Source organism: Bacillus sp. RIT 809 (assembly GCF_016892495.1).
In the GTDB taxonomy this organism is placed as follows: domain Bacteria; phylum Bacillota; class Bacilli; order Bacillales; family Bacillaceae_G; genus Bacillus_A; species Bacillus_A cereus_U.
Genome location: NZ_JAFEMR010000006.1, coordinates 215,893 through 228,658 on the forward strand (window position 1 = coordinate 215,893; position 12,766 = coordinate 228,658).

Sequence of the window (12,766 nt, forward strand, 5' to 3'; positions counted from 1 at the left end):
AAAGTGCATTTTAATAAAGAAAATACACATGTATAGCATAGCCAAATGAAAGAAATATATTTATTTCAGAAAATTTTATCAATAAATATATTGCGAAAATTCAAACTGTATCATATATTTATTAGTAGAGGCTCACTCATTGATTGCGACTTATGTCGAAAAATTGAATGAGCATTCATTCAAGAATAGGGGGAGAAATGGATGTTCCAAATTAAAAAGGCTGCTGTTCTAGGTTCAGGCGTAATGGGTTCAGGGATTGCGGCACACTTAGCTAATATTGGTATTCCGACATTATTGCTTGATATTGTACCACCGGCGCTTACGAAGGAAGAAGAAGCGAAGGGACTTACATTAGAACATAAAAGTGTGAGAAATCGTTTTAGTAACACGGCTTTGCAAAAACTAGTAAAGCAAAAACCAGCTCCTCTGACAGTGAAAGGTAATCTAGCGCTGATTGAAGCAGGTAACTTTGAAGATGATCTTGAGCGTCTTGCTGATGTAGATTGGATTATTGAAGTAGTAGTTGAAAACTTAGATATAAAGAAGAAACTATTTGAAAAAGTAGATGCTGTTCGTAAATCAGGCTCAATTGTGAGTTCAAATACATCAGGCATTTCCGTTGAAAAAATGGCAGAAGGTCGTTCAGACGACTTCCAGAAACACTTCTTAGGAACACACTTTTTTAACCCACCACGATATTTAAAACTTCTAGAGGTAATACCGACGAAAGAAACTGATCCACAAGTATTAAGCTTCATGAAACTATTTGGCGAAGACGTTCTTGGAAAAGGCGTTGTTATCGCAAAAGACACACCAAACTTTATTGGAAACCGCATTGGTACGTATGGCTTGCTTGTAACGCTTCAAGAAATGATTAAGCGTGGCTATAGCATTGGAGAAGTTGACTCTGTAACAGGTCCATTAATTGGTCGTCCGAAGAGCGCAACGTTCCGCACATTAGATGTTGTTGGTTTAGATACATTTGTACACGTTGCAAATAACGTATATGAAAATGTACAAGAAGAAGAGCGTGATGTATTTAAAGTACCAGCCTTCATGCATGACATGCTTGATAAAAAATGGCTTGGAAGTAAAACGGGTCAAGGCTTCTTCTTAAAACAAGGGAAAGAAATTTTAGAATTAAATCCAGAAACGATGGAATATGGAGCGCGCAAAAAATTAAAAGCTGCATCCGTAGAGTTAAGTAAGCAAGAAAAAGGATTAGCGAATAAATTGAAAGCGCTTGTATACGCGAAAGATCGTGCAGGAGAGTTACTATGGAACATTATCACACCAACTCTTTTATATTCTGCAAAACTTCATAAAGAAATTGCTGACGATATCGTTGCAATTGACCAAGCGATGAAATGGGGCTTCGGCTGGGAGCAAGGACCATTTGAAATTTGGGATGCAATCGGCGTTGAAAAGTCCATTCAAAAGATGGAAGAAAACGGCGCAAATGTTCCTGCTTGGGTGAAAGAAATGGTAGAGAAAGGTTTTGCTACTTTCTATAAACATGATAATGGCGATAGCTACTATTACGATAACGGTGAATATAAGCTAATCGAACGTAACAAAAAAGCAATTTCGCTTAAGCAATTAAAAGCGAAAAACGGTGTGTTAAAGAAAAATAGCGGAGCGAGCTTAATTGATTTAGGCGACGGCATCCTTTGCTTAGAATTCCATTCGAAGAGTAATGCAATCGGTATGGATATTACGCAAATGATTAACTACGCTGTTGATGAAGTAGAGAAAAATTATAAAGGTCTTGTTATCGGAAACCAATCGAAGAACTTCTGCGTTGGTGCGAACCTTGCAATGATCTTAATGGAAGCACAAGATGACAACTACTTTGAAATTGAGTGGGTTGTGAAAAACTTCCAAGATGCAATGACGAAAATTAAGTATTCTTCTAAGCCAGTTGTAGCAGCGCCATATGGTATGACGCTTGGCGGCGGTACAGAAGTTTGTTTACCAGCAGCGAGCATTCAAGCTTCTAGCGAAACATATATGGGCTTAGTAGAAGTAGGTGTTGGCTTAATCCCTGGCGGAGGCGGTAACAAAGAGCTATACATTAAACACTTAAACAAAATGGCAAATGGTGTAGAATTCGACTTGCAAAAAGTTGCGAATAAAGTATTTGAATCCGTAGCGATGGCGAAAGTTTCTACATCAGCGCAAGAAGCTGTATCGAACAATTTCTTAGGCGATAAAGACGGTATTAGTGTGAATGGTGATCACTTACTATATGATGCGAAACAAAAGGCACTTTCTTTATATGAAACGGGTTATAAAGCGCCGATTCGTAAAAAGATACCAGTTGTTGGTGAAACAGGCTATGCAACGCTTGTACTTGGTGCAGAAGCAATGCATTTATCAGGTTACATTTCTGAACATGATCTTCACATTGCGAAGAAACTTGCATATGTCATTGCGGGCGGAAAAGTGCCGTACGGAACAGAAGTTGATGAGCAGTATTTATTAGATGTAGAACGTGAAGCATTTATTAGCTTAGTAAGTGAGATGAAATCACAAGCAAGAATGCAGCACATGCTTGTAAAAGGAAAGCCATTACGTAACTAATAACGAGGGGAGATATCGTTCATGAGAGAAGCTGTCATTGTTGCGGGAGCAAGAACACCAATTGGAAAAGCAAAGAGGGGTTCATTAAAAACAGTTCGTCCTGACGATCTAGGGGCGTTAGTAGTAAAGGAAACGTTAAAGCGTGCGAATTATGAAGGGCCAATCGACGATTTAATTTTCGGTTGTGCGATGCCAGAAGCAGAGCAAGGCTTAAATATGGCTCGTAATATCGGCGGGCTAGCAGGACTTTCTTACGATGTTCCAGCTATTACAATTAACCGTTACTGTTCTTCTGGTTTACAAAGTATCGCTTACGGAGCAGAGCGTATTATGCTAGGGCACTCTGAAGCTGTATTATCAGGCGGAGCGGAATCAATGAGTTTAGTTCCAATGATGGGGCACGTTGTTCGTCCGAATAGTCGCCTTGTAGAAGCAGCTCCAGAATATTATATGGGTATGGGACATACAGCAGAGCAAGTTGCTGTGAAATATGGAATTTCTCGTGAAGAGCAAGATGCATTCGCGGTAAGAAGTCATCAACGTGCTGCAAAAGCATTAGCTGAAGGGAACTTTGCGGATGAAACAGTAGCTGTAGATGTAATGTTACGCACTGTTGGAGCAAACAACAAACTGCAAGAAGAAACACGTATTTTCGCACAAGATGAAGGTGTAAGAGCGGAGACGACGCTAGACATTTTAGGTAAATTACGTCCAGCATTTAACGTTCGTGGTTCTGTAACGGCTGGTAACTCTTCACAAATGAGTGATGGAGCAGCATCTGTACTATTAATGGATCGTGAAAAAGCAGTGAGCGATGGCATGAAGCCACTTGCGAAATTCCGTTCATTTGCAGTAGCTGGTGTACCACCAGAAATAATGGGTATCGGTCCAATTGCTGCAATTCCGAAAGCGTTAAAATTAGCTGGTTTAGAGCTATCTGATATCGGTCTATTCGAACTAAATGAAGCATTCGCTTCTCAATCTATCCAAGTTATTCGTGAACTTGGTTTAGATGAAGAAAAAGTGAACGTAAACGGCGGTGCAATCGCACTTGGACATCCACTTGGCTGTACAGGAGCAAAACTAACACTATCCCTTATTCACGAAATGAAACGCCGCAACCAACAATTCGGTATCGTAACAATGTGTATCGGCGGCGGAATGGGAGCAGCGGGAGTATTTGAATTATTATAAAAAGTGCAGGTGGCTTGCTTAGAACAAGAGGGCGTTGGAAGCCCTGACGAAGAGGCGCTTTTTGCCTCACAGGAAGGGGTGAAACGACCGACTGTTCTAGCCACCGGAACTGGATTATAAAAAAGTGTAAGCGGCTCGCTCAGAATGTGAGGGGGATGGAGCTTCAGATGTAGAGGCGCTTTTTACCTCGCAGGAAGAAGTGAAGCCACCGGAACTAGATTTAAAAAAAGCGCAGGCGGCTTACTCAGAACGACAGGACGCTAAAGCAAAGAATGGAAGCAACAAAAGGTTATAAAAAATAAAAATGAGAGCTAGCTTCTTTCAAAATGAGAAAAGCGACTTATGAAAATATAAAGGAGGAAATTTTCATGGAAAAAACAGTAGGAAGTGCGGTTAAAGGCGGTAGCTTTTTAGTTGATGAGATTACGATTGATCAAGTGTTTACGCCAGAAGATTTTTCATCTGAGCATAAAATGATTGCAAAAACGACAGAGGACTTTATCGTAAATGAAGTTCTTCCAGAGCTTGAATATTTAGAGCAACACGAGTTTGATCGTTCTGTGCGTCTTTTAAAAGAAGCTGGTGAACTTGGTTTATTAGGCGCTGACGTACCAGAAGAGTACGGCGGAATTGGCCTTGATAAAGTAAGCTCAGCGTTAATCGCAGAGAAATTCTCGCGTGCTGGTGGTTTTGCAATCACTCACGGTGCTCATGTCGGTATCGGATCGTTACCAATCGTATTATTCGGTAACGAAGAGCAAAAGAAAAAATATTTACCACTACTTGCAACTGGTGAAAAATTAGCTGCATATGCATTAACTGAGCCAGGTTCTGGATCTGATGCATTAGGTGCGAAAACAACTGCACGTTTAAATGCAGAAGGTACACATTACGTATTAAATGGTGAAAAACAATGGATTACAAACTCTGCATTCGCTGACGTATTTATCGTATACGCAAAAATAGACGGCGAGCACTTCTCAGCATTTATCGTAGAGAAAGAATACGCTGGTGTATCTACAAGCCCTGAAGAGAAGAAAATGGGTATTAAATGTTCATCAACTCGTACGTTAATTTTAGAAGATGCGTTAGTACCGAAAGAAAACTTACTTGGTGAAATCGGTAAAGGTCATATTATCGCGTTCAACATTTTAAATATCGGCCGTTATAAATTAGGAGTTGGTACAGTTGGATCTGCGAAACGTGCAGTAGAAATTTCAGCACAATATGCAAACCAACGTCAACAATTCAAACAACCAATCGCTCGTTTCCCATTAATTCAAGAGAAACTTGCGAATATGGCAGCAAAAACATATGCAGCTGAAAGCTCTGTATATCGTACAGTAGGTTTATTCGAAAGCCGCATGAGCACGTTATCTGAAGAAGAAGTAAAAGACGGTAAAGCAGTAGCAGCTTCTATCGCTGAATATGCAATCGAGTGCTCTTTAAATAAAGTATTCGGTTCTGAAGTGTTAGATTATACAGTAGATGAAGGTGTTCAAATTCACGGTGGTTATGGATTTATGGCAGAGTACGAGATTGAAAGAATGTACCGCGATTCTCGTATTAACCGTATTTTCGAAGGAACGAACGAAATTAACCGCCTAATCGTACCAGGTACGTTCTTACGTAAAGCGATGAAAGGTGAATTACCACTTCTTCAAAAAGCACAAAAATTACAAGAAGAGTTAATGATGATGATGCCAGAAGAAGTAGGCGATGAGCCATTAGCACTTCAAAAATATTTAGTAAAGAACGCGAAGAAAATCGGTTTAATGGTAGCTGGATTAGCAGCTCAAAAATACGGTAAAGCATTAGATAAAGAGCAAGAAATTCTTGTGAATATCGCTGACATCGTAAGTAACCTTTACGCAATGGAATCAGCTCTTCTTCGTACAGAAAAAGCAATTAAAACAACTGGTCTTGAAAAGAATAAACAAAAAGTATTATACACTGAAGTATTCTGCCAAGAAGCATTCAACGAAATCGAAGCAGATGCGAAAGAAACACTTATCGCAGTTGAAAATGGCGACATGCTGCGCATGATGTTATCATCATTACGTAAATTAACTCGCCACACGCCACTTAATGTAATTCCGAAGAAGCGTGAAATCGCTGCGAAAATTTTAGAAGATGAGCGTTACACAGTTTAATAGATGAAAGAGAACCAGTAGCCGGTTGGCTGCTGGTTTTTTGTTGATGGATTCTTGAAAAGGATTGTTTTACATATGTATTTGTAAACAGCTTTTTTTTCATGGAGGTAAAGGAGATGAATTTAATAAAGGTAGAAACAGTTCATCAAATAGCATTTTTACCGCGTCTATTTCCGATTAACTGTTACTTTGTCGAAGAAGAAACAGGATTAACGTTAATTGATGCAGCTTTGCCATTTTGTGCAAAGAAGATTTTAGAAGCGGCTCAAAAACTAGGAAAACCGATTACGAATATTGTTATAACACATGCACATGATGACCATGTAGGAGCGCTTGATGCTATAAAACAAGAACTGCCGAATGTTTCGGTCTATATTTCTGAAAGAGATGCAAGTTTACTTGAAGGGGATTTGTCACTGCAAATAGGGGAACCAGACACGCAGGTAAAAGTAAGTGTGTCAAAAAGGATAAAGACGATTCCAGATATTCTTCTTCAAGAGGGAGATCAAATTGGTTCTCTTGTAGCAATTGCAGCTCCAGGTCATACACCGGGATCAATGGCGTTTTTAGACACGAGAAATGATGCACTCATTGTTGGGGATGCATTTCAAACGAGAGGAGGAGTGGCGGTAGCAGGGCAATTAAATTGGCTTTTTCCATTTCCTATGTTTGGTACGTGGGATGCAGAAGTTTCATTAACAAGCGCTCAGAAATTGCTGGAGTATAAGCCGTCTATATTAGCGACAGGGCATGGGAAGATGATTAAAGATCCGTTAGTGCAAATGCAACGGGCGATTGAAGAAGCGGAAAGGAATTTAACAAGAAAGAGCCTCAAATAATTTTGAGGCTCTTTTTGCTAGATGATATTATTTTGCTGGTTTTAAAAATGTGTATATGGCTAAGGAAAAACAAAGGAAAATAAATACGATAGGATCTTGATATGGATTAGGTTCAGAGCCTTTCTGGATTTCTGTAAGGAAGTCATGTGTTTTCATGTTTATTTCTCCTTTCATTAATAATTTATTATTTGGTGTAAAAGAAGACGAGAGATGATGAATAAGAAAAATGGTGGAATTGCAAAGAATGAGAAGTATTTTAAAGGGATTTTCATGTTAATTATTTTATAGTATATGCCTATATTTTAATGTGAAAATAAAAGTTAAAAATATGTAATTTTGCATATTCGAACACGCGTGTAAAAAAATGAAAATTAGGCTTTGTATACTGCGACTTTTTTTATGCATACAATCCAAAAAAAACCAAATACTAATGACGAATGAAAAAAGAAAGGCGGGTATGTTCTATGCAAAATTTAACAGAGCTTGAAGTAGAAAACTTACGTCATTTAATTGGTGGTCATGCGACGATTATTAACAAATTGGACCAGTATGCACAGGCTTGTACAGATCCAGAGTTGAAACAAATGCTACAAAAGGATGCGCAAGATGCACGAAATACGAAACAGCAGTTAATGACTTTTTTAGGATAGGAGGAAGAGAGAAATGAATGAAAAAGATATGGTAAACGATTATTTAGCAGGGTTAAATTCAAGTTTAACAAGTTATGCAAATTATATTTCTCAGTCTGATAATGAACAGTTACATCAAACGTTAATTCAAATTCGTAATCAAGATGAATCTCGTCAACGTAATATGTATGAATACGCAAAGCAAAAAAGTTATTATAAGCCGGCAGCGCCTGCTAATCCAATGATTGTACAACAATTAAAAAGTCAATTAAGTGCGGAATAGCGCGATGAATGAAACGAGCGAATGGATTCGCTCGTTTTTTTGTTTGGTATATGTCAATAAATACATAATAAATATTTTTCCAGTTGTAACAAATATGACAAAAATTAAATATAACAATTCACAAAAAGGACAAAAACTTTGCTCAACATTTCACAAAGTATCCATGGTTTCTATCGTGAGAACCTCTATAATTAGGAGTGTAAAGAACGAAAGAAATAGACTACATAATCAATTGGGAGAGATTGCTATGAATAGAAACACAAGAAAAATTGCAATTATCGGTACTGGATTAGTTGGATCAAGCTGTGCGTATTCCATTGTAAACCAAGGGATTTGCGAAGAGCTATTGTTAATTGATATAAATCATGAACGTGCAGTTGGAGAAGCGATGGATTTATCGCACTGCATTAACTTTACAAATACAAGAACAAAAGTATATGCAGGAAGTTATGAAGACTGCAAAGATATGGACATTGTCATTATTACAGCAGGACCAGCGCCGAAGCCTGGACAAAGTCGTTTAGACACTTTAGGAGCAAGCGCTAAGATTATGGAAGGTATTGTTGGCGGCGTAATGGAAAGTGGATTTGATGGCATTTTCTTACTCGCATCGAACCCAGTTGACATTATTACATATCAAGTGTGGAAGCTATCTGGATTACCTAGAAATCGTGTGATTGGTACAGGTACATCACTAGATTCTTCTCGCTTAAGAACAATTTTATCTGAAATGTTACATGTAGATCCTCGCAGTATTCATGGGTATTCATTAGGAGAACATGGTGATTCTCAAATGGTTGCTTGGTCTCACGTAACTGTTGGTGGAAAACCGATTCTGCAAATTTTAGAGGAACAAAAAGAACGATTTGGTGAAATAGATTTAGATGAAATTGTGGAGAAGACTGCAAAAGCTGGATGGGAAATTTATAAGCGTAAAGGAACTACTTATTACGGAATTGGAAATTCTTTAGCTTATATTGCGCGCTCAATTTTCAATGATGATCACCGTGTTATCGCTGTTTCAGCTATTTTAGATGGTGAATATGGCGAATACGATATTTGTACAGGAGTACCAGCAATTATTACTAGAGACGGTATAAGAGAAGTGGTAGAACTGAACTTATTAGAAGATGAAGAAAGCCGCTTTGCGAAATCAAACGATGTTTTACGCGATTATATGAAAACAATTAGTTACTAAATTATAGGAGAAGGTGAAACAAATGAAGGAATATATAATGTCTCGTGTGTTTAAAGCTTCTGCCGGAATCGCACAGGGTATCTTCGTATCCCTTGGAATTGGTTTACTGATCGAAAATATAGGAAGAATTGTTGATATCCCATTACTTATTACAATCGGAGTTGTTGCAAAATCACTTATGGCACCAGCAATTGGAGCCGGGATTGCTTTTATGCTCGGTGCAAACGGGCTCGTAATTTTCTCGGCGATGGTAGCTGGAGCAATTGGAGCTGGTTCAATTTCAATTACTGAAGCTGGTCTCATCATTAAAACAGGTGAACCGATCGGTGCATTATTAACAGCGACTTTAGCAGTTTATATTGGTAAACGATTAAGTGGAAAAACTGCTTTAGATATGATGCTCGTTCCATTTGCAGCAATATTAGGTTCTGGTTTAGTCGGTATTTGGTTAGCTCAAAATATTAGCCCAGTTTTAAATACAGTTGGAGCATTCATTAAAGATAGTTCAGCTGGTAGCCCATTTATCGCTTCTGTCGTGATTGCTGTAGTTTGGGGACTATTACTTATCTCTCCAGCTTCATCAGCTGCTTTAGCGATAGCACTTAGCTTAGATGGTGTTGCGGGAGGTGCAGCACTTGCAGGATGTGTTGCTCAATTTATCGGATTCTCTGTTATTTCAGCGAAAGAAAATAATTTAGGTGGCATATTAGCTCAGGCACTTTGTACTCCAAAAGTACAGTTGCCGAACATTACTAAAAATCCAATGATTCTCGTCCCAACTGTTGTCGCCAGTGCTATAGTGGGCCCAGTATCAGCATTGATTTTCCAACTGGAAGCAGGAAAAGAAATTGCAGGTCTTGGATTAAGCTCTCTTATCGCACCAATTAATTTAATTTCCAGCCAAGGGTGGGAGGTTGTCCCAGCGATGATAATCACTTATATCATCATCCCAGTAGCGGTTTCTTATATACTTTACATTGCTCTTAAAAAAGCAGGTCGTATTCATTCTGGTGATATGACTGTACCGCAATCTTAATTTGAAAATCTCCTTAATATAGGGAAAAGCAGACTGAAGCCACAGTCTGCTTTTTTACATTTTATGATTTCGTTTTACTGGAACGCGTACTGTTTCTTTTGCTAATAATAGTTGAACACCGAAGTATAGTATGCTTGCGAGCGTCATTCCAGAAATGGCGTCTACAAAGGCATGCTGCTTCGTAAATAGCGTTGATAAAATAATAAGCGTACCGAAGAAAGTAAGGATGTAATATTCCAAAGCATGCTGTTCTCTACGCTTAAAGGCAGCTAACATAATTACAAATGTCGTAAGGACATGAATGCTTGGGAAACAGTTTACTGGTTGATCAATACTATAAATATAGCGGACTAGTTCGGAAAATACATCTGTTCCAACGACGGTTGGGCGTGGCACAGTTGTCTGCCAAAAAAAGTAAATCGAAAAACAAGCAAGTTTTCCAAGAATTACACTACTTAAAGTGACATAATATTGCTTTCGATCAGCAAAACAGTAATAAATAAGTGCACCGTATAAGTATGGAAACCAAAGTAAGTAAGGAATAATAAATGCTTTCACAAATGGAATCCAATCATCTACTACAGTTGTGACATCTACTGCGTGAACAGTAGATTTATTTAATACATCGTAAAGGGGACTTACGAGTACGAGTAGAAGTATATAACTTAACGGAAGAAGAGATGAAAGTTTAAATTTCTTCATGATAATCTCCTATGTTTTAGTAATGTAAATAAATTCAATTGATTATAATATAGAAAATCCAATTGGGCTATCGATTTCACTTACATTTTCTTGAATTCACCTTACATTTTTGTCACTTGACTTAAAAGAGGGGGAGGGTGCTATATGAAGCGTTCACTTTATTTCTTATTTTTTATATTGTTATGCCTAGTGGGTACTGGATGTGCCAAGGATAATGAAGGAGATACATTAGAATATAACGGGAGAGCGCTCGTCATTGGAGTTGTTGGTGAAAAGCCGAAAGATACATTTAGAAATATAAAGTTTGAAAACGTGAAGTTAGAAGAGATGCAGGAGAAATCCGAAAAAGTTGATGGTTTTCTCGTCATGAAAGAATATTTTCAAGAAGCATCAAAGGAACAGTATACGGACTTATTTTTATCGTTAAAGAAGCCGGTGTTTTTTATTGGTTTACAAGATAGACCGTATTTGATTTTTACTGAAAAAGATTTAGATTTTGACAATGCTCCAAGGGATAGGGCAATGATGTATACGCAAGGTTTTGTGAATATGGGAAGACCCGAAGGACAATATTGGGGTATAGGGTTATATAATGATACGGTTTCCAATCAAAATATTCATAATATGTATATAGTAGTATTTCAAACCATTTCGGACTATTTAAGTCGATGATGAAGGAGCCTGTAAAAGGGCTTCTTATTTTTTAAATAAACGTTTGTTTAAGATATATGTTCGGTATAGAAAATCATGTTTTCCAACGGTGATATAGAAAAACATGAGATTAATCAAACGTTTGTTTAAGAGGTATGTTCGGTATGGGAAAAGTCATATTTTTCAACGGTGGATGTAGAAAAATATGAAATTAATCAAACGTTTGTTTAAGGTATATGTTCGGTATGAAAGAATCTACGTATTCCAAAGGCTGAGGTAGAAAAATATGAAATTAATCAAACATTTGTTTAAGATATATGTTCGGCATGGAATGAGAAAAAAGTTTTAAAAAAATTATATATTTATTTTTTCTTAATAAATGGCGGAAAAATAAGAAAAATTAGCAGGATTATTAAAAATTATCACGAAATAAGTAAAAGTTTAGCGAATAATCGTTTGAAATAATAAAATGTTTTCTATATGATAAAGGTAAAGGTTAGTAAAAAAGTAGGTGAATTTATGACAGTAACATTTTATTCATATCCAAAGTGTGGCACATGTCAAAAAGCAAAGAAATGGTTTGAGGCAAACGATGTAGCATATGAGATGATTCATATTGTTGAAAATCCACCGTCAAAAGAAGATTTACGTAATTTACATGAGAAAAGTGAATTACCATTAAAAAAATTCTTTAATACAAGTGGAATGCGTTACCGCGAACTTGGTTTAAAAGATAAGTTAAAGGATGCAAGCGAAGACGAAATGTACGAGCTTTTAGCATCTGATGGCATGTTAATTAAACGTCCAATTGTAACAGATGGAACGAGTGTAACACTTGGTTTTAACGAAGAGCAGTTTGAAAGTGCGTGGAAAAAATACCAATAAGGTATTTTTACATAATTAATACATTCACTGGAGGTACAGTCATGAGCATTCCAAATAATTTACGTTACTCTGAAGAACACGAATGGGTAAAAACAGAAGGTAATGCGGTTGTTATCGGTATTACTCATTTTGCACAAGGTGAGTTAGGCGATATCGTATTCGTTGAACTTCCTGAAGTAGGTGCAACAATCCAAGCTGACGAGCCATTCGGAAGCGTAGAATCTGTTAAAACAGTTTCTGAATTATACGCACCTGTAAGTGGTAAAGTTGTAGCAGTAAACGAAGAATTAAGTGACCAACCAGAACTAGTTAACGAATCTCCATACGAGGGTGCATGGATGGTTAAAGTTGAACTTTCTGATGCAAGCCAAGTTGAGAAGTTATTAACTGCAGAAAAATATGCAGAAATGACAAACCAAGACTAATTATAGTCGAAGAAAAAGGACAGCCTTTGTGCTGTCCTTTTTTATGTTGTGTACATAATGAATTTAAAAACATATATATTAATTATTATATAGGAGAACGTTTTTGAAAAAACTTTTTTCATTGTCTAGCTCCAGCGGCTAGAACAGTCGGTCATTTCACGCCTTCACTTGAGGCAAAAAGCGCCTCG

At 37.5% G+C, this 12,766-nt stretch carries 13 protein-coding genes; 11 read left to right on the forward strand and 2 right to left on the reverse strand.

Going from position 1 to position 12,766, the window contains the following annotated elements:
• Positions 1–201: 201 nt before the first annotated feature.
• From JTF23_RS09490 to JTF23_RS09505, 4 genes are all read left to right on the forward strand, one after another.
• Positions 202–2,583 carry a 3-hydroxyacyl-CoA dehydrogenase/enoyl-CoA hydratase family protein gene (locus JTF23_RS09490; RefSeq protein WP_204208599.1) on the forward strand — a complete coding sequence of 794 codons (2,382 nt, stop codon included), beginning with the start codon at positions 202–204 and terminating at the stop codon, positions 2,581–2,583.
• A 21-nt stretch (positions 2,584–2,604) separates the two neighbouring features.
• Positions 2,605–3,777 carry an acetyl-CoA C-acetyltransferase gene (locus JTF23_RS09495; RefSeq protein WP_002112692.1) on the forward strand — a complete coding sequence of 391 codons (1,173 nt, stop codon included), beginning with the start codon at positions 2,605–2,607 and terminating at the stop codon, positions 3,775–3,777.
• A gap of 368 nt (positions 3,778–4,145) precedes the next feature.
• Positions 4,146–5,930, forward strand: a complete 1,785-nt coding sequence (locus JTF23_RS09500; protein ID WP_088079627.1) for an acyl-CoA dehydrogenase family protein — start codon at positions 4,146–4,148, stop codon at positions 5,928–5,930.
• A 116-nt stretch (positions 5,931–6,046) separates the two neighbouring features.
• Positions 6,047–6,769, forward strand: coding sequence for an MBL fold metallo-hydrolase (locus tag JTF23_RS09505; RefSeq protein WP_204208600.1), 723 nt, complete (start codon positions 6,047–6,049; stop codon positions 6,767–6,769).
• A 27-nt stretch (positions 6,770–6,796) separates the two neighbouring features.
• On the opposite strand, the gene JTF23_RS28110 is transcribed toward JTF23_RS09505, so the two are convergent.
• A complete protein-coding gene (locus tag JTF23_RS28110; protein WP_016106542.1) occupies positions 6,797–6,925 on the reverse strand; it encodes a hypothetical protein in 129 nt (42 codons plus the stop codon).
• A gap of 308 nt (positions 6,926–7,233) precedes the next feature.
• Between JTF23_RS28110 and JTF23_RS09510 the strand changes: the two genes are divergently transcribed.
• From JTF23_RS09510 to JTF23_RS09525, 4 genes are all read left to right on the forward strand, one after another.
• Positions 7,234–7,419, forward strand: a complete 186-nt coding sequence (locus JTF23_RS09510; protein ID WP_002112687.1) for a hypothetical protein — start codon at positions 7,234–7,236, stop codon at positions 7,417–7,419.
• 13 nt (positions 7,420–7,432) lie between these two features.
• The gene (locus JTF23_RS09515; RefSeq protein WP_002034620.1) at positions 7,433–7,681 is read left to right on the forward strand and encodes a spore coat protein; all 249 of its coding nucleotides are present in this window, start codon (positions 7,433–7,435) and stop codon (positions 7,679–7,681) included.
• A gap of 247 nt (positions 7,682–7,928) precedes the next feature.
• On the forward strand, positions 7,929–8,879 hold the full coding sequence (locus JTF23_RS09520; RefSeq protein WP_483862070.1) for an L-lactate dehydrogenase: 951 nt from the start codon (positions 7,929–7,931) through the stop codon (positions 8,877–8,879).
• A gap of 22 nt (positions 8,880–8,901) precedes the next feature.
• The gene (locus JTF23_RS09525) at positions 8,902–9,915 is read left to right on the forward strand and encodes a PTS sugar transporter subunit IIC (RefSeq protein WP_088079624.1); all 1,014 of its coding nucleotides are present in this window, start codon (positions 8,902–8,904) and stop codon (positions 9,913–9,915) included.
• Positions 9,916–9,969: 54 nt separating this feature from the next.
• Here JTF23_RS09525 and JTF23_RS09530 read toward each other — a convergent pair whose 3' ends face one another.
• A complete protein-coding gene (locus JTF23_RS09530; RefSeq protein WP_078173444.1) occupies positions 9,970–10,617 on the reverse strand; it encodes a phosphatase PAP2 family protein in 648 nt (215 codons plus the stop codon).
• A 144-nt stretch (positions 10,618–10,761) separates the two neighbouring features.
• Between JTF23_RS09530 and JTF23_RS09535 the strand changes: the two genes are divergently transcribed.
• The 3 genes from JTF23_RS09535 (at position 10,762) to gcvH (ending at position 12,578) form a co-directional block, all read left to right on the forward strand.
• Positions 10,762–11,289 (forward strand): hypothetical protein, encoded by a 528-nt coding sequence (locus tag JTF23_RS09535; RefSeq protein WP_002159989.1) that lies wholly within the window; start codon positions 10,762–10,764, stop codon positions 11,287–11,289.
• Between the two features lie 498 nt (positions 11,290–11,787).
• On the forward strand, positions 11,788–12,153 hold the full coding sequence (locus JTF23_RS09540) for an arsenate reductase family protein (protein WP_002159990.1): 366 nt from the start codon (positions 11,788–11,790) through the stop codon (positions 12,151–12,153).
• A gap of 41 nt (positions 12,154–12,194) precedes the next feature.
• Complete coding sequence (gene gcvH, locus JTF23_RS09545; RefSeq protein ID WP_000026895.1) at positions 12,195–12,578, forward strand: glycine cleavage system protein GcvH; 384 nt, start codon at positions 12,195–12,197, stop codon at positions 12,576–12,578.
• Positions 12,579–12,766 lie beyond the last annotated feature (188 nt).